Genomic DNA, 15,336 nt, shown 5'->3' on the forward strand with positions numbered 1-15,336 from the left:
CGTCTGGATCCGATCTCGTGGTCAGTCGGGAGTGGGGCGTTCGCGGGGCTCGTCCTCCGGTGTCGAGGGGAGGCTGAGGGTGGCTTCCAAGCCTCCGGTGGGCGTGGCGCCGAGGTGGATGGTGCCGTGGTGGAGGTGGCCCTGTTGGTCGACGAGGGCGAGGCCGGATCCGGGGGAGCGGGTGCGGGTGCGGATGAACCGGGCCTTCATGGCCTGCCGTTGGGCGGCGGGGATGCCGGGACCGTCGTCACCGACCGTGACCCGGACTGTGCCCGCATCCCCGCTGAGTCGGACGTCCACCGTGCCTTCGGGGCGGCCGTGGAGGGCCGCGTCGTCGAGGAGGTTGTCGACGGCCGGGCGCAGACCGACCGGCCAACCGTCCACGTGCAGGGGCGTGGACGCGTCGGCCGACAGCCGATAGGGCGTGGTGGGGTGGCGGCGGGCCGCCTGGGCGACGGCGGTGCCCAGGAGTTCGCCCACCACGACCCGGCTGCGTTCGGGCAGGGCGTGGGCGTCACCGCGAGCCAGCGTCTGCAACCCGGTGAGCGGCGCGGTGATACGGCGGTGCTCCGCGCTCATCGACTCAAGTGCCCGGGCCCGCTGGGCGGTTGGGAGGTCGGGGTTGCGCTGGAGGGTCTCCAGGGTCACTCCGATGCTGGTGAGCGGGGTGCGCAGTTCGTGCCCGGCGTCGGCGGTGAGACGGCGGTGGACTCCATGCTCGTACGCAACTGGTCCAGCATGCTGTTCAGGGCGCGGGACAGGTCGGCGACGTCCTGCGGGCGTTCGGCGGCGGGGAGCAGAGTGACCGCGGCCAGCGTGTCGACGACGACCACGGTCGCCACCGCGAGGCCCATGCTGCGCAGGAACGTGCTCGGGAAGACCAGCAGACCGGTCAGGCTGATGGCGACGGTCAGCCCGGAGAACAGCACGGTACGGCCCGCCCGGGCCACCGTGCGGTGCACTCCACCACGTCCGGTGTGTCCCGGCGCTCCTCGCGGAAGCGGACCAGCATCAACAGGGCGTAGTCCACGGCGAGTCCGAGCCCCAGCATCGTGGTCACCTGGATCGCGTACACCGAGATGTCGGTGACCTGGCTGAAGGCGAACAGCGCCAGGAACGCCCCCGCGATCCCGCTGACCGCGATCACCAGCGGCAGCGCGGCGGCCCGCAGACCGCCGAACACGACCAGCAGCGGGGCGAGTACGACCGGCAGCGAAACCAACTCGGCGAGCTGCACGTCCTGTTGGGCCCGCTCACCGATCTGCTTGCCCAGCAGCGGGCCGCCGCTGACATGGACTTCGGGCGCGTCGATCTCCCGGATCCGGTCGGCCGCCGCGTCCACCGCGTGCTCCTCGGCGTCGTCGCCCAGGCCGCCCTTGAGCGTGACGGGGATCAGCAGCGCCCGCCCGTCCCGAGAGGTGAGGCCGGGTGTGGTGAACGGGTCCGGTACGGCGGCGACCTCGGCGAGGGCGCGGACGTCCGCCACGGCCGGTTCGACCCGGTAGCGCAGGGCGGGGTCGGAGACCGCGACGCCCGCCACGACACCGGTGAGGGTCTCACCGGTCGGATCGACCCGGTCGAGATACTGCGCGGCCGACTCCGACTCGGTGCCCGGGACTTCGGGCACATTGTCGGACAGCCGCCCGAACACGCATGTCCCGAGCCCGAACCCGAGCAGCAGGAAGAGCTCCCAGACGGTGATCACGGTCAGCGGACGGCGGGTCGCCGCCCAGGCGAGTGTGGAGAGCACGGTCCCTCCTGGCGGGGCATCGGATGACATCCGTCCCAGACTGGTGGGGGAGACGGTGGCGTCGGATCACCGGAGCGAGGGGTTTCGGCGGCTCGGTCGTACGGGCGGGACGGAGGTGCCCCTCACTCCCGCGGGCGAGGAATCCCCGTTGTCGGCAAGGGGGTTGGGAGCCGGTGTCAGCGGCTGCCCCGCCCCGTGCGCAGCAGGGCGGCTCCGAGTGGGGTCAGGGCGTGCAGGACCGTGTTGGCGTGGCGCTGGCTGGTGATCAGGCCCGCGTCGCGCAGGACGGCCGTGTGATGGCTGGCCGTCGTGGGTGTCACACCGGCCCGGCGGGCGGCCTCGGTGGTGGTGGAGCCGGTCGCGCTGGCTCTCAGGATGGCGGCACGGGTGGGGCCGAGGAGCACGTTCAGGGGTGGGGAATCGGTGTGCGACGTCGTCTCCGGCCGGTGGTGGAGGGGGTGGAGAAGAACGGGCGGAAGCCCGGGGTCGGCCAGGGCGACGGGAGTGTGCCAGCAGAAGTGGGAGGGGATCAGGAGGAGCCCCTGCCCGTCGAGGTGGACGTCGCGGTGGTCCGGATACGGATCGATCTCCAGGACCGGCGGTCGCCAGCGGATCGTGGGGCCCAGTCCGTCGAGCATGCCCTCGGTCCCGGCGCGGAACAGGGTGTGGGCGTGCCGGGTCCGCTCGGCTTGCAAACGTTCCTGGATGACCTCCTCGTGAGGGGCGATCACGGCACGGTGGTAGGCGCGCAGGGCGCCCACGAGCTGTTCGCGCATCTCCCGCTCGGTGAGCCGGCCCGCCCAGGCCGGGGCACCGACGGTCCGGGTGAGCACGCCGACCTCGCTCGCGACCCGCTCGTACGGCGTCTCCAGAACGGCCTCAAGACCGGCGTCCAGCCCGTGGCTGCCCTCCGGTGGCGTCAGGAAGTCGGGGAAGTAGCTGGCGCGAGGGAAGAGCGGCAACAGGAAGGACTTCACCGTGCGTTCGAGCCCGGCCCGCCGCAACGAATCGCACGCGGTGCGGAACCAGGGCGCGTAGGCCCAGCGGCCTTCACGGGTCTGGAGTCGGTGCAGACTGACCGCGATCTCCCAGAGCGCGTGCGGCTCGGTCGCCACCCTGACCTTGGTGAGGTCCTCCTGCGTGAAATGAAAGCGGAGCATCCGTTTCCCCGTCGGCCCCCGTTGTCGACCTGCGAAGTGTCATCGCACTCGCATGAGGATGACAGGGACATACCCGGCCCAGGAACATGATTTCCCGCCAGTGGCAGGCCAGTTGGCACCCTCCACGAGAAAGGCCACGGGATGTCCTCGTACGCGAAGGAGCACGACCGGAAGTCCGGCCGCACACCCCGACGGGGCCGCAGAGCCCTCTTCGCCACGGCGATCACCTTCGCCCTGGCGGCCCTGGGCCTGATCGCACCGAGTTCGGCGAGTGCGTCGGCGCAGGCGGCGTGGGACTGTCCGAGCGGTGATCTGTGCATCTGGACCGGTACCGCCGGCACGGGCAGCCGGTGCACGTGGAGCAACGCCGACACGGACTGGTACAGCGCTCCCGTCGTGTGTTCGTGGGCCGACAACCAGGTCGTCGGGTCTGCCAAGAACAACGGCACGTCGTCCTCGTACGACTGGGTCGTTCTCTACGACGGTGCGAACTACGGCGGTACCACCTGCTACTTCATCGCGCAGCACGGCGGTACCTGGTCGAGCCTCAACCACAAGCTCCGCTCGCACCGCTGGTCGTCCATCTGCTGACCGGCGGATGACGCATCGGCGGGCCTCGGAACGCCGGGCCCCGCCGACCCGCGCCGCTCGCGGCGGGCTCGTCAGGGCGCCCCCGGTGTCACCAGCCCCGTCTCATACGCGCAGATCACCGCCTGCACCCGGTCCCGCAGCCCCAACTTGCCCAGCACATTGCTGACATGGGTCTTCACGGTGTGCTCGCTGACGAACAGGGTCGTCGCGATCTCGGCGTCGGACGGGCCCCGGGCGAGCAGCCGCAGCGTCTCCTCCTCGCGGGCGGTCAGGACCTCCAGGCGGCGGGGCGCGACCTCGGCGGCGGCCTCCTCGCGGCGCCGCCGCACGATGTCCGCGACCAGCCGCCGGGTCACCGTCGGCGCGAGCAGCGAGTCGTCGGCCGCGACCACCCGGACCGCGTGCACGAGGTCGTCACGCCGGACGTCCTTGAGGAGGAAGCCGCTGGCGCCCGCGTACAGCGCCTCGTACACGTACTCGTCCAGGTCGAGCGTGGTCAGCACGACCACCCGGCACGCGGACTGCGCGCCCACCTGACGGGCCGCCTCCAGGCCGTCGATCACCGGCATCCGGATGTCCAGCAGCAGCACGTCGGGCGCGTGCCGGCGCACCGCGGCGACCGCCTCGGCGCCGTCCCCGGCCTGCGCGACCACCTCGATGTCCCGCTGCGCCTCCAGGATCATGCTGAAGCCGCTGCGCACCGGTTCCTGGTCGTCGGCCACCACCCGGATGCTCACCCCGGCGCCGCCTGCCGGTCGGTGGCGACGGGCAGACGTACGACGACCCGGAAGCCGCCGTCGGGACCGCGGCCGGTGTCCGCCGTGCCTCCGCAGGCGGCCGCCCGCTCCCGCAGTCCGATCAGCCCGTGCCCGCCCACGGTGCCCGCGGGGCCTCTTCCGTCGTCCGTCCCCGTCAGCACCAACTCGTCATCCGTCCAGTCGAGTTCGACGGTAGCGGCGGAGGCATGCGCGTGCTTCACGGTGTTGGTGAGCGTCTCCTGCACGACGCGGTAGACGGCGACTTCGGTGTCCGGGGGCAGCGGGCGCGGATCCCCGCTCGTCCTCAACCCGACGCGCAGACCGGCCGATTCGCCGACCTGGCGCACCAGACCGGGCAGCGCGGCGACCCCCGGCTGCGGCCGGTGCCCCGAACTCCCGTCCCGCTGCTCCTCCTTGAGCACCCCGAGGATGCGCCGCAGCTGGGCCATGGCGTCCCGGCCCGCCCCCGCGATCGCGTCGAACGCGGCCTCGGCCCGCTCGGGATCACGGCGGACGACCACCGGACCGGCCTCCGCCTGCACCACCATCAGGCTCACCGCGTGGGCCAGGATGTCGTGATGTCCCGCGCGATCCGGGCCCGTTCCCGCGCCATGGCCCGCGCGGTGTCGGCGGCCCGCTCGCGTTCCAGGCGCCGGGCGCGGTCCTCCAGGGCCGCGGTGCAGGCGCGCTGGACCAGGGCGAGGCTGCCGAAGCCGTAGGCGCACAGCAGGCTCGGCAGATGGAAGGCGTACTCGAAGGGCTGGGCGTGCTCCTTGTGCTGCATGACCACGGACACGCCGGCCAGCCAGCCCGCGAGCATCAGCCGCCGCTGCCAGGGAAGACACCGGGCGGCGACTGTGTACAGGACGACCACGAGACCGCCGTACATCACGTCCCGCGGCGGGGAGTGGTACACCGCCATCGCGAGCGTGGCCGCCGACACCACCCACGCCGTCGCGAACGGCGCCGCCCGCCGCCACACCAGCGGCACCGCCGTACCGGCCCCGAGCAGCCGGCCCTGCCAACTGAGCGGATCACCGCCCTCGTCGGGGAAGAGCCACTGCGACGACACCGCGAACAGGACCGGCGCGAACCAGTGCTGCAGACGCATGAGCGGCTCCTCGGGGCAAGGGCCGTTCCAGTACCGCGACGTCACACCGGCAGGGCCTCGCCGGTGAGAGCGATATCCGCGCCGGGCACGGTGGATCCCGTCACGGCTCCGGCCGCCACCCGAGCGCCCGGGATATCCCACGCGCCGCGAGCCGCACCGCCGGGATCAACGCCGGTACCTGCGCGTCGACTTGAGGCACGACCACCGACACCGCGGCGACCACCGCACCGCCCGGCCCGCGCACCGGTGCGGCCACCGACAGCGCGTCGTCGGTGATCTGACGGGTACTCACCGCGACGCCGGTGCGCCGGACTTCGGCCAGTACCCGGCGCAGCCGTACCGGATCGGTGATCGTGTATGGCGTGAAGGACGCCAACGGACCGGCCCAGTAGGCCTCTTGGGAATCCGGGTCGTCATGGGCCAGCAGGGCCAGGCCCACTCCGGTGGCGTGGAGGGGCCAGCGGGCGCCCACGCGGATGTGCACGCCGACCGCCGAACGGCCCGAGATCCACTCGGTGTAGACGACCTCCGCGCCGTCCCGCACCGCCAACTGCACGTTCTCGTGCGTCGATTCGTACAGGTCCTCCAGGTAGGGCAGGGCGAGTTGGCGCAGGGCGAGGCCGCGAGGCGCGAGCGCCGCGATCTCCCACAGCCGTAGGCCCACGTGGTAGACGCCCGACGTGTCCCGTTCCAGCGCGCCCCACTCGGTGAGGGCGCCCGCGAGGCGGTGGGCGGTGGTCAGGGTGAGGCCGGCGCGGCGGCTGATGTCGGACAGGGACAGGGCCGTGTGCGCGTGGTCGAAGGCGGCGAGCACGGCGAGCAGCCGGTCGGGCGCGGACCGCGCGGCGGGCGCCGCCGACCGGGGGACCGTCGCCGGCCGTGCGGCGGCGGGCCCAGTGGCCGTAGCGGAACCGGTGCTCGTCGCGGGCCGGGTGGTGGTCATGGCCGGGCCTCCGTCCGGTGTCAGGTCAGTCCGTCCTCGGCGACCCGTTGCAGCAGGGTGTGCAGGGTCTCGCGCTCGGTCGCGTCGAGCGGATCCAGCAGTTCGTTCGTGACGCGCAGGCCCGCTTCGTCGGTGTCGCGCAGGAAGCCGCGGCCGTCCGCCGTCAGGACCACGATGCGGCTGCGCCGGTCGTCGGGGGAAGGGCGGCGCTCGGCGAACCCCAGTTTCTCCAGGTCGTCGACCAGGCCGACGATCGCGCTCGGGTCGTAGCCGAGCCGGGTGCTCAGTTCGCGCTGGAGGGCGCCCTCGGACGTGGCCAGGAAGCGGAGCAGCGCGTAGTGGCGCAGACGCAGGCCCGACTCCTGGAGGAACGTGTTGAAGAGCTGGCCGGAACGCAGGCCCAGCCGGTACATGAGGTAGCCCGTGTCCGCGTGCAGCCCGCGCATCCACGGCTCGTGCGCGTCGATCGGGGGGTTCGCGGCGTGCGGCTGACGGGCGATGGCGGGCTCCCTGGGTCGAGGCCCCGGGCGGGGCGTGCGGTGGTCCGGGTCCAGTCTGACGCACATGGTCCATCAGCAACAACTATTGACGTCGACAATTATTGCTCTTAGCTTCGATCTCGTAGCCGCACCGGTGCCGTTCGCAGTCCTCGCAGACTTCGGGGACTTCGCAGTCACGGTCCCGGTGTGTCGTACCGCAGCCTCGTCTTGTGAAGGGACCGCTCGTGCCCAGCATCGATCTGACCGGCAAGGTCGCCGTCGTCACCGGCAGTGGCCGGGGCCTTGGCCTCGCCTACGCGCACGCCCTGGCCGCCCACGGCGCGTCCGTGGTCGTCAACGACATCGACGAGGCGGTGGCCGAACAGGCCGTGAAGTCGATCGCCGAGGCGGGCGGCACCGCCGTCGCCGAGGTGGTCCCGGTCGGCACGACGGAGGCCGCCGAGCGGCTGGTGAACCGTGCCGTCGAGGAGTTCGGGCGGCTAGACATCCTGGTCACCAACGCCGGCATCCTGCGCGACAAGGTGCTGTGGAAGATGACCGACGAGGACTTCGACGCGGTGATCACCACCCACCTCAAGGGCACCTTCACCTGCGCCCGCGCCGCCGCCGTACGGATGCGCGAGCAGGGCGAGGGCGGCAGCCTGATCCTGGTCGGCTCGCCGGCCGGCCAGCGCGGCAACTTCGGCCAGACGAACTACTCGGCCGCCAAGGCGGGCATCGCCGCCTTCGCCCGTACCTGGTCGATGGAGCTGGGCCGCGCGGGCATCACCGTCAACGCGATCGTGCCGGTCGCCGCGACCGCGATGACCGAGACGATCCCCGCGTTCGCCCCGTACATCGAGGCCATGAAGAACGGCGACCCGCTGCCCGACTTCCTCCGCAAGGGCGAGGGCTTCGGCACCCCCGAGGACTGCGCCGCCCTCGTGCCCTACCTCGCCTCCGAGGCCGCGCGCGGCATCACCGGCCAGGCCATCGGCATCGGCGGCGACAAGGTGGCACTCTGGTCCCACCCGCAGGAGATCAGCGCGGCCTACGCCGACGGCGGCTGGACCCCTGACACCCTGGCCGACGCCTTCCCCACCTCGGTCGGCGCCGAACTCCAGTCGGTCGGCATCCCCGCACCGAAGCTGCCGGAGGCGTGATGGACATCGGTACCGACACGGGTATGGACGTCGGTGGACTCGTGGCGATCGACGTCCACACCCACGCGGAGGTGTCCTCCAAGGGGCACTCCTCCCTGGACGACGACCTGCACGACGCCTCCTCCGCCTACTTCAAGGTCGAGGGGAAGCGGAAGCCGACCCTGGAGGAGACCGCCGCGTACTACCGCGAGCGGAAGATGGCCGCGGTGATCTTCACGGTCGACGCCGAGTCCGCGACCGGCACCGAGCCCGTCCCGAACGAGGAGGTCGCCGAGGCCGCCGCCGCCAACCCGGACGTCCTGATCCCCTTCGCCTCCATCGACCCGTTCCGGGGCCGAGCGGGGGTGAAGCAGGCCCGCCGCCTGGTCGAGGAGTACGGGGTCAAGGGCTTCAAGTTCCACCCCAACATCCAGGGCTTCTTCCCCAACGACCGGTCCGTGGCCTACGACCTGTACGAGGTCATCGAGGAGACGGGCACCATCGCCCTCTTCCACACCGGCCAGACGGGCATCGGCGCGGGAGTGCCGGGGGGCGGCGGCATCCGCCTGAAGTACAGCAACCCTCTCCATGTCGACGACGTCGCCGCCGACTTCCCGCACCTCAAGATCATCCTGGCGCACCCTTCCTTCCCCTGGCAGGACGAGGCACTCGCCGTCGCCACGCACAAGCCGGGCGTGCACATCGACCTGTCCGGCTGGTCCCCGAAGTACTTCCCGCCGCAGCTGGTGCAGTACGCCAACACCCTGCTGAAGGACAAGGTCCTCTTCGGCTCCGACTACCCCGTCCTCACCCCGGACCGCTGGCTCGCCGACTTCGAGAAGCTGCCGATCAAGGACGAGGTCAAGCCGAAGATCCTCAAGGAGAACGCCGCCCGCCTGCTCGGACTGACGTAAGGGGCACCGGATGCGCAACGAGGGACTGGGGTCCTGGCCCGCACGCCGGGCCCGCAAGACCCCGCACCGCACGGCTCTGATCCACGGCGGTTCGTCGATGGACTACGGCACATTGCATACACGAACCACCCGCCTCGCCCACGCCCTGCGCGCCCGAGGCGTCCGCCGCGGCGACCGCATCGCCCACCTCGGCCCCAACCACCCCTCCTACCTGGAGACCCTGTTCGCGGCCGGCATCCTCGGCGCGGTCTTCGTCCCCCTCAACACCCGCCTCGCCGGCCCCGAGATCGCCCACCAACTCACCGACTCCGGCGCCAAGATCCTCGTCTACGGCCCGACGCACGCCGGCCTCGTCGCCGGACTCCCGGGCAGCACCGACGTCCGCACGTACCTCGAAGTCGGCCCGGAATACGAGGAGTTGCTCGACGCGGCGTCCGACGAGCCGATCGACGAGCCCGTCACGGCCGACGACACCTGCATCATCATGTACACCTCGGGCACGACGGGTCGCCCCAAGGGCGCCATGCTCACCCACGGCAACCTGGCCTGGAACGCGATCAACGTCCTCGTCGACACCGACCTGATCGCCGACGAACGCGCCCTGGTCTCCGCCCCGCTGTTCCACACGGCAGGCCTGAACATGCTCACCCTGCCGGTGCTGCTCAAGGGCGGCACCTGCGTCCTGGTGGAGGCCTTCGACCCGGCGGCCACCTTCGACCTGATCGAACAGCACGGGATCACCTTCATGTTCGGGGTCCCGACGATGTTCGACCAGCTGGCCCGGCACCCGCGCTGGGCCGACGCCGACCTCTCCTCGCTGCGCATCCTCACCTGCGGCGGCTCCCCGGTCCCGTCACCCCTGATCGCCGCCTACCAGGAACGCGGACTGACCTTCCTCCAGGGCTACGGCATGACGGAGGCCGCGCCCGGGACCCTGTTCCTGGACGCCGAACACGCGGTGAGCAAGGCGGGTTCGGCGGGCGTGCAGCACTTCTTCAGCGATGTACGGGTCGTACGGCCCGACCTCACCCCCGCCGACGTCGGCGAGACCGGCGAGGTCGTGGTGCGCGGGCCCCATGTCATGCCCGGCTATTGGGGGTTGCCCGAGGAGACGGCCGCGGTCTTCGCCGACGGCTGGTTCCGCAGCGGGGACGCGGCACGGACCGACGAGGACGGGTACGTGTACATCGTCGACCGTATGAAGGACATGATCATCTCCGGTGGGGAGAACATCTACCCGGCCGAGATCGAGGACCTCCTCCTCGCCCACCCCGACATCGTCGAGTGCGCGGTCATCGGGGTCGCGGACGACAAGTGGGGCGAGGTGCCGCGCGCGGTCGTCGTGCCGCGCGCGGGTGCGTCGCCGGATCCCGACGAGGTACTCGCGTCGCTGGCCGGCCGGCTCGCCAAGTACAAGATCCCCAAGTCGATGGTGGTCGCGGACGAACTCCCGCGCACCGCTTCCGGAAAGCTCCTCAAGTCCCGGGTGCGCAAGCGCTTCGGCGACCAGTAACTCCCTTAAGGAACAGGCTACTTATGAGCATCACCGTCAACGGCCTCGACGAACTCAAGAAGCTCGCGGGCAGCGACCTCGGTACCAGCGAGTGGATCGAGGTCACCCAGGAACGCGTCAACACCTTCGCCGACGCGACGGGCGACCACCAGTGGATCCACGTCGACCCGGAGAAGGCCGCGGCAGGCCCCTTCGGCGCGCCCATCGCGCACGGCTATCTGACCCTCTCCCTCTTCATCCCGCTCTTCACCGAGCTGCTGGACGTCGAGGGCGTGTCGACGAAGGTCAACTACGGCCTGAACAAGGTGCGTTTCCCCGCACCGGTCAAGGTGGGGTCACGGATCCGGCTCGTCGCGAAGCTCGCCTCGGTGGAGGACGTGCCCGGCGGGGTACAGGTCGCCGTCGACGGGACCATCGAGATCGACGGCGGGCCGAAGCCCGCCGCCGTCCTGCAGAGTCTCTCGCGGTTCTACGCCTGACCGGCTGCTGCTGCCGACCGCCGACCGAGTGACGGTCGACTGCCGACCGCCGTTTGTCTACCGCTGTTTGTCTACTGCTGTTTGTACGAGTAGACGCTCGTCGACACCTGGCACACGCCCGGCTGGACGACTTCGGCGCGCAGCGTCCCGCTGTTCACGTCGTAGTCGATGCCCTCGGCCTCGAACGTGCCCGTGCAGATGCTGCGTTCGGGCAGTGCGAACAGGCTGGTGACCGTGCCGGTGATCGGCCGGCCGTCCAGCTTGTGGGGCAGGTCGACCTGGAGGAGCGGGCGGATCTCGGGGAACTTGGTCCCCGACGCGTCGTCCGAGACGCACAGCAGGCGGATGTCCGTCACGAAGTCGCAGCCCTGGATGTCGTTCACCGTCTTGTCCAGGGTGATCTGCCCGGCCTGCGGCAGCGCCCCGCCCGTCGCCGGAGTCGACGGGTTGAGCAGGGGCGTGGGGAAGACCTGGAGTCTGGACTGGTCGCCCCACTCGCCCGACACCATCCACTGCGTGTCGGGCGAGACCGCGTCGAACGAGTTGTTGATCTTCTCGCCCGAGTCGAGCGTGTGGACGTAGGAGTACCGAGTCCCCGACGGCGTGGTGACCGCGAACATCTTGGACGTGGCCGTGTCGGCGCCCTGGTAGGCGTCGAAGACATAGCCGTTCGCGATGTCCGGGTCGCCGATGTGGTTCCAGCCCTGGATGCGCAGATCCAGCGGGATGGACGCCAGCCCGCGGTACAGCAGCGAGCCGTCCGCCTGACTGGCGACGCCCTCACCGCCGCCGAGGCTGCCGGTGTACGCCGTGCCGGTCTCCACCCAGGTGGTGGCGGCCGCCGCCGAGGAGGTGCTCACGCCGAGCGTGAGAGCACCCAATAAGCCAGCGAGGACAGTGAGTTGACGCTTCATCAGATACCTGCCAGGTCGACGAAGATGGGGTTGGAATAGAACCATGTGTCGGCCCACGGGTCACCGTTGCCGGGCTCGTGGGGGATCGGGCCGTGCGGGTCGACCGAGGCGCCGAGGTAGCCGGGGCCGTGCCGGTTGCCGTCGCTGCCGCGCAGCCGCAGATAGAAGGACTCGTCCCCGGCGGTCACCGGGACGCGCAGGGTGTACGTCCCCTCGCGGCCGCCGACGTCCGCGGTACGGACGACCTTCGTGTCCGGCGCCCGCCACGCGTCCCGGTCGGACACCGTGCCGCGCACCGCGCCCCGGATCACGTCCACGTGCGCCAACTCGGGCAGGATTCCCCGGGCGTTGGGCCGCGAGGCGGTCGTCACGGTGATGTTCAGGGTGAGCCGGTCGCCCTTGCGGACGCGCAGCCGGCCGCCCAGCGTGACGCCCCGGCCGGAGTCGCAGTCCCGCTTCAGGCGCACGTCGAGCCCGTCCAGCAGATGCCCGTGGTCCACCCAGACCCGGCCCGCGCGCATCCCCGCCATCACCTCGCGGTAGCCGTAACGGGTCACGCCCACGTGGGTGCGGCTGAACTCGCCGGGCCAGAAGTCGCTGCCGGGCTGCGGGGAGTCGGTCTGCACCGGGTCGGGCAGCTTGCCGGTGTTGTCGAAGTTCTGCCCGGCGGGCCAGGCGCCGTTGGCCCACGTGTCGTAGACCGTACGGTGGTTGTCGGAGTTGGTGGTGATCGAGAACAGCCGGCCCTCGGCCAGCATCGCGTCCCACAGCCCGCCGACGGTCGCCGTCGCCCAGTCGAAACCGCCGTACGTCACATACGCGTCCGCCGGATAGCCCGACCAGGACTGCGCCGACGGCTTGTTCTCGTACTCGCCGCGGATCGACGTGGCACCGCGCCAGCCGGGCAGGGCCGCGCCCTGGGCGCCGGGTGCGCCCTCCATGCCGATCATGATCTCGGGGGCCGCGTCCCGCCAATTGCGCATCTCGTGCGGGGAGTCGATGCCCAGGCGCAGCGGGTGGTTGGCGAGGACGAGGACGTCGTCGACGTAGCCCGAACGGCGCTGCTCCGCCAGCCACTTGATGGCCTTCACCGCATGGGCCTCGTTGCGGGCGGTGTCCGTCGCCCCGGCCGAGCCCTCGGTGTAGCCCAACAGCTTGCCGTCGTAGGCGAGTTCGAACTGCGTGAGCAGGTCCACCTCGTGCCGGCCGGGCGCGGCGAACACCGTACAGTGCTCGGCGGCCGGGATGTACCACTCCAGGCCCTGGAAGATCAGCTGGCGCGGGTTCTCGGCACGCGCCTTGAGGATCTCCGCGTGCTCCAACTCGGCGCCGTAGGAGGCGTGTCCGAAGTTGGAGTGCTCGTTGAACACCATCCAGTCGAGGCCGTACTCGGCGGCGGCCTTCGCCTGCTGGGAGAACGTGTACTTCGCGTCGTGGCTGTACACGGAGTGCACGTGGTGGTCGCCGACGAGGTAGGCGAGGCGCGGGTCGTTGCCGCCGTAGCCCCGCCCGGCCGCCGACGCGGAGGTGGCGAGCGGGCCCGCGCCGAGGGTGAACGCGGCGCCGAACAGGCCAGCGCGGCGCAGGAGCTGGCGTCGGGAGACGCCCTGCGCGTCGAGGTCGGCGGGAGAGACGGACGGGTCGGCCCAGGCGGGCAGCTGCTGCTCGGTCATGATCGGTGTGAGTCCTCTGGAGGGCTGTCAGTGGGTCATGAAGGAGGTCACGGGCAGCGCCCGGGAGACGATCCGGACATCGCCGAGGCGGCCGTGCAGGATCTGGTCGATCTTGTCCGCGTACTCGTAGCCGCCGAGCAGCCAGGGCTGCCCGGAGGACGCGATGCCGATCGCGGGGGCGTGCGGGTTGCGGGCCACCGGGCAGCCCTGGACGTACATCGTGGTGTGCCGTCCGTCGTTGACGACGGCGAGGTGCCACCAGATCTCGGGGTCGGTCTCGTCACCCCAGTTGGTGGCCAACTGCTGCTGGTTCAGGGGGTGCATCGCCCACTGCGGGCCCGGGCCGTCGGAGAGGGACAGGGTGGCGAGCGGTTCGTCGGGGTCGTCCGTCACCGTGCCGACGGAGCCGTTGCGGCCCGTGCGGCTGACCAGACCGGCCCAGGCGTTGTGCGAGGCATCCCAGTCGGCCGGCAGCCAGTAGAACGCCTCGATGGTGTAACCGTCCTTGAACGTCGCCGAGTTGAGCGGAGCACCGTCGACGGTCCGCAGATACGCGCCCTTCAGCGGGGACTTGTAGCCCGTGAACTCCAGGCTGCCGTGCCCCGGTTGGTCCGGGTGGTGGTCGGCGGACCAGCCGAGCGTGCCGCCGTTCACGGAGACGACGGTGAGGTCGTTGCCGCGGCCGGACAGGTCACGGACGGTGCCGGAGACCGGTGACTCGAAGCGCCAGTAGGCGGCCGTGCCCGGGATCACCATCTTCGACGCGGGACGCGCCGCGCGGACCGGCACCGGGTCGAAGCCCGCGAAGCGGTCGGCGAAGTCGATGCCGACGGAGAACCGGTCGGCGTCGCCGCTGAGTTCGATCTCCTGCCGCTCCAGCTCGTTGAGGCCCTTCGCGGCCCGGCCCAGGATCCACGGCGACACCGTCTCGACGTCGATGACGTCGCGGTCCAGGTCGAAGTGGTAGAGGCGGATCATCGCCGCGCCGCCGAAGTAACGGTTCTGATAGTTCGTCAGGTGAAGGTGGACGTCATTCCCCGCCGCGTTCTTGCGCGTTGCCCGGCGAGCCGGCCAGTAGTGGCCGTTCAGGGTCAGGAAGATCTGGTCGTGGTCCGCAATCAGCTGGTTCCACAGCTGCTGCCCGTAGTCCGACAACGTGTCGTCGTCCACGACCAGTTCGTGCGTGGTGAGGATGACCGGTGTCTTCGGGTGCTGCGCGATGACGTCCTTCGCCCAGGCGTAGCCCTTCGCCGACAGCCGCCAGTCCAGCGCCAGCACCAGCCACTGGCGTCCGGCCGCCTTGAACAGGTGGTACGTGTTGTAGCCGTCCGAAGAGGCCCCGCCGAACGTGGACTTGCTCGTGAAGCGCTGCGGGCCGAAGGCGTCCAGGTAGGGCGACGCGCCGCGCTGGTCGTCCGTCGACGACTTGATGTCGTGGTTGCCCGCCAGCACGCTGTAGCCGACGCCCCGCCGGTCCAGCAGCCTGAACGCCTCCCCGATCGCGGCGAATTCGGGCACGGCCCCGTTCTGCGTCAGGTCGCCCAGGTGGGACAGGAAGACGATGTTGTCGTCCTTGCCGTGCTCCAGGAGATAGCGCAGCGAGGCCTCGATCGGCGCCTTGTCGATGCTCGGCCCGTCGAAGAGGTACTGGGTGTCCGGCATCACGGCGAGCGTGAAGCGGCGGCTCTCGGTGTCGGGCCGCCAACCCGCCTTCGTGGACGTCGGGTTCGGGGCCGCCTCGGCGGCGCCCGGCAGCGCGACACCGGCGGTGGCGGCGGCACCGAGCAGCGCGGTCGCCCGCAGGAAGTTGCGGCGCCCGGCACCGGCCTGGGCGCTCTCGCACTGCTCTTGGTCGTGGTCATGCGAAGTACACACGTGTGCTCCGTACAGGGTGAGTGCTCGTGAAAGC

Annotated in this window: 13 protein-coding genes and 2 pseudogenes; 5 read left to right on the forward strand and 10 right to left on the reverse strand. The window is 71.0% G+C overall.

Annotation, left to right across the window (positions count from 1 at the left end; all coding sequences use genetic code 11):
* Positions 1–21: 21 nt before the first annotated feature.
* The 3 genes and pseudogenes from ACGFY9_RS25450 to ACGFY9_RS25460 form a co-directional block, all read right to left on the reverse strand.
* On the reverse strand, positions 22–648 hold the full coding sequence (locus ACGFY9_RS25450; protein WP_393757720.1) for a sensor histidine kinase: 627 nt from the start codon (positions 646–648) through the stop codon (positions 22–24).
* Positions 649–788: 140 nt separating this feature from the next.
* Positions 789–1,750, reverse strand: a pseudogene (locus ACGFY9_RS25455) (MMPL family transporter); the annotation flags it as partial.
* A gap of 176 nt (positions 1,751–1,926) precedes the next feature.
* Positions 1,927–2,910 (reverse strand): ArsR/SmtB family transcription factor, encoded by a 984-nt coding sequence (locus tag ACGFY9_RS25460; RefSeq protein WP_393757722.1) that lies wholly within the window; start codon positions 2,908–2,910, stop codon positions 1,927–1,929.
* A 141-nt stretch (positions 2,911–3,051) separates the two neighbouring features.
* On the opposite strand from ACGFY9_RS25460, the gene ACGFY9_RS25465 reads away from it, so the two are divergent.
* A complete protein-coding gene (locus ACGFY9_RS25465; RefSeq protein ID WP_393757724.1) occupies positions 3,052–3,501 on the forward strand; it encodes a peptidase inhibitor family I36 protein in 450 nt (149 codons plus the stop codon).
* A 71-nt stretch (positions 3,502–3,572) separates the two neighbouring features.
* On the opposite strand, the gene ACGFY9_RS25470 is transcribed toward ACGFY9_RS25465, so the two are convergent.
* The 4 genes and pseudogenes from ACGFY9_RS25470 to ACGFY9_RS25485 all read right to left on the reverse strand — a co-directional run bounded on the left by ACGFY9_RS25470 (position 3,573) and on the right by ACGFY9_RS25485 (position 6,759).
* Complete coding sequence (locus ACGFY9_RS25470) at positions 3,573–4,238, reverse strand: response regulator (protein WP_393757726.1); 666 nt, start codon at positions 4,236–4,238, stop codon at positions 3,573–3,575.
* A pseudogene (locus tag ACGFY9_RS25475) lies at positions 4,235–5,370 on the reverse strand (sensor histidine kinase). Before ACGFY9_RS25475 ends, ACGFY9_RS25470 begins: the two are co-directional and overlap by 4 nt.
* Positions 5,371–5,470: 100 nt before the next feature.
* Positions 5,471–6,313: an IclR family transcriptional regulator gene (locus ACGFY9_RS25480; RefSeq protein WP_393757728.1), complete on the reverse strand. Its 843-nt coding sequence runs from the start codon at positions 6,311–6,313 to the stop codon at positions 5,471–5,473.
* A 20-nt stretch (positions 6,314–6,333) separates the two neighbouring features.
* Entirely contained in the window at positions 6,334–6,759 is a 426-nt protein-coding gene (locus ACGFY9_RS25485; protein ID WP_365298256.1) for a MarR family transcriptional regulator, read from the reverse strand.
* A 278-nt stretch (positions 6,760–7,037) separates the two neighbouring features.
* Here ACGFY9_RS25485 and ACGFY9_RS25490 point away from each other — a divergent pair, with 278 nt between their 5' ends.
* The 4 genes from ACGFY9_RS25490 to ACGFY9_RS25505 are packed head-to-tail and all read left to right on the forward strand — an operon-like array spanning position 7,038 to position 10,840.
* Positions 7,038–7,955: an SDR family NAD(P)-dependent oxidoreductase gene (locus tag ACGFY9_RS25490; RefSeq protein WP_393757730.1), complete on the forward strand. Its 918-nt coding sequence runs from the start codon at positions 7,038–7,040 to the stop codon at positions 7,953–7,955.
* A 23-nt stretch (positions 7,956–7,978) separates the two neighbouring features.
* A complete protein-coding gene (locus tag ACGFY9_RS25495; protein ID WP_318021880.1) occupies positions 7,979–8,848 on the forward strand; it encodes an amidohydrolase family protein in 870 nt (289 codons plus the stop codon).
* 10 nt (positions 8,849–8,858) lie between these two features.
* Positions 8,859–10,361: a long-chain fatty acid--CoA ligase gene (locus tag ACGFY9_RS25500; RefSeq protein WP_393757732.1), complete on the forward strand. Its 1,503-nt coding sequence runs from the start codon at positions 8,859–8,861 to the stop codon at positions 10,359–10,361.
* Positions 10,362–10,384: 23 nt separating this feature from the next.
* Positions 10,385–10,840: a MaoC family dehydratase gene (locus tag ACGFY9_RS25505; RefSeq protein WP_393757734.1), complete on the forward strand. Its 456-nt coding sequence runs from the start codon at positions 10,385–10,387 to the stop codon at positions 10,838–10,840.
* 71 nt (positions 10,841–10,911) lie between these two features.
* Here the strand turns inward: ACGFY9_RS25505 and ACGFY9_RS25510 are convergent, their stop codons facing one another.
* Genes ACGFY9_RS25510 through ACGFY9_RS25520 form a run of 3 tightly spaced genes read right to left on the reverse strand, consistent with a single transcriptional unit; the run spans position 10,912 to position 15,302 of the window.
* Positions 10,912–11,754 carry a hypothetical protein gene (locus ACGFY9_RS25510; protein WP_393757736.1) on the reverse strand — a complete coding sequence of 281 codons (843 nt, stop codon included), beginning with the start codon at positions 11,752–11,754 and terminating at the stop codon, positions 10,912–10,914.
* Positions 11,754–13,427, reverse strand: coding sequence for a PHP domain-containing protein (locus ACGFY9_RS25515; RefSeq protein WP_393757738.1), 1,674 nt, complete (start codon positions 13,425–13,427; stop codon positions 11,754–11,756). The genes ACGFY9_RS25510 and ACGFY9_RS25515 overlap by 1 nt, the downstream gene beginning before the upstream one ends.
* Positions 13,428–13,454: 27 nt before the next feature.
* On the reverse strand, positions 13,455–15,302 hold the full coding sequence (locus ACGFY9_RS25520) for a LamG-like jellyroll fold domain-containing protein (protein WP_393757740.1): 1,848 nt from the start codon (positions 15,300–15,302) through the stop codon (positions 13,455–13,457).
* Between the last annotated feature and the right edge of the window lie 34 nt (positions 15,303–15,336).

The organism is Streptomyces sp. NPDC048504 (genome assembly GCF_043200035.1).
GTDB lineage: Bacteria > Actinomycetota > Actinomycetes > Streptomycetales > Streptomycetaceae > Streptomyces.

What these genes read in the sequence shown, in the direction of transcription:
- ACGFY9_RS25460 (WP_393757722.1), bottom strand. Translation starts at nt 2,910, where the DNA reads ATGCTCCGCTTTCATTTCACGCAGGAGGACCTCACCAAGGTCAGGGTG.
- ACGFY9_RS25465 (WP_393757724.1), top strand. Translation starts at nt 3,052, where the DNA reads ATGTCCTCGTACGCGAAGGAGCACGACCGGAAGTCCGGCCGCACACCC.
- ACGFY9_RS25480 (WP_393757728.1), bottom strand. Translation starts at nt 6,313, where the DNA reads ATGACCACCACCCGGCCCGCGACGAGCACCGGTTCCGCTACGGCCACT.
- ACGFY9_RS25485 (WP_365298256.1), bottom strand. Translation starts at nt 6,759, where the DNA reads ATGCGCGGGCTGCACGCGGACACGGGCTACCTCATGTACCGGCTGGGC.
- ACGFY9_RS25495 (WP_318021880.1), top strand. Translation starts at nt 7,979, where the DNA reads ATGGACGTCGGTGGACTCGTGGCGATCGACGTCCACACCCACGCGGAG.
- ACGFY9_RS25500 (WP_393757732.1), top strand. Translation starts at nt 8,859, where the DNA reads ATGCGCAACGAGGGACTGGGGTCCTGGCCCGCACGCCGGGCCCGCAAG.
- ACGFY9_RS25505 (WP_393757734.1), top strand. Translation starts at nt 10,385, where the DNA reads ATGAGCATCACCGTCAACGGCCTCGACGAACTCAAGAAGCTCGCGGGC.
- ACGFY9_RS25510 (WP_393757736.1), bottom strand. Translation starts at nt 11,754, where the DNA reads ATGAAGCGTCAACTCACTGTCCTCGCTGGCTTATTGGGTGCTCTCACG.
- ACGFY9_RS25515 (WP_393757738.1), bottom strand. Translation starts at nt 13,427, where the DNA reads ATGACCGAGCAGCAGCTGCCCGCCTGGGCCGACCCGTCCGTCTCTCCC.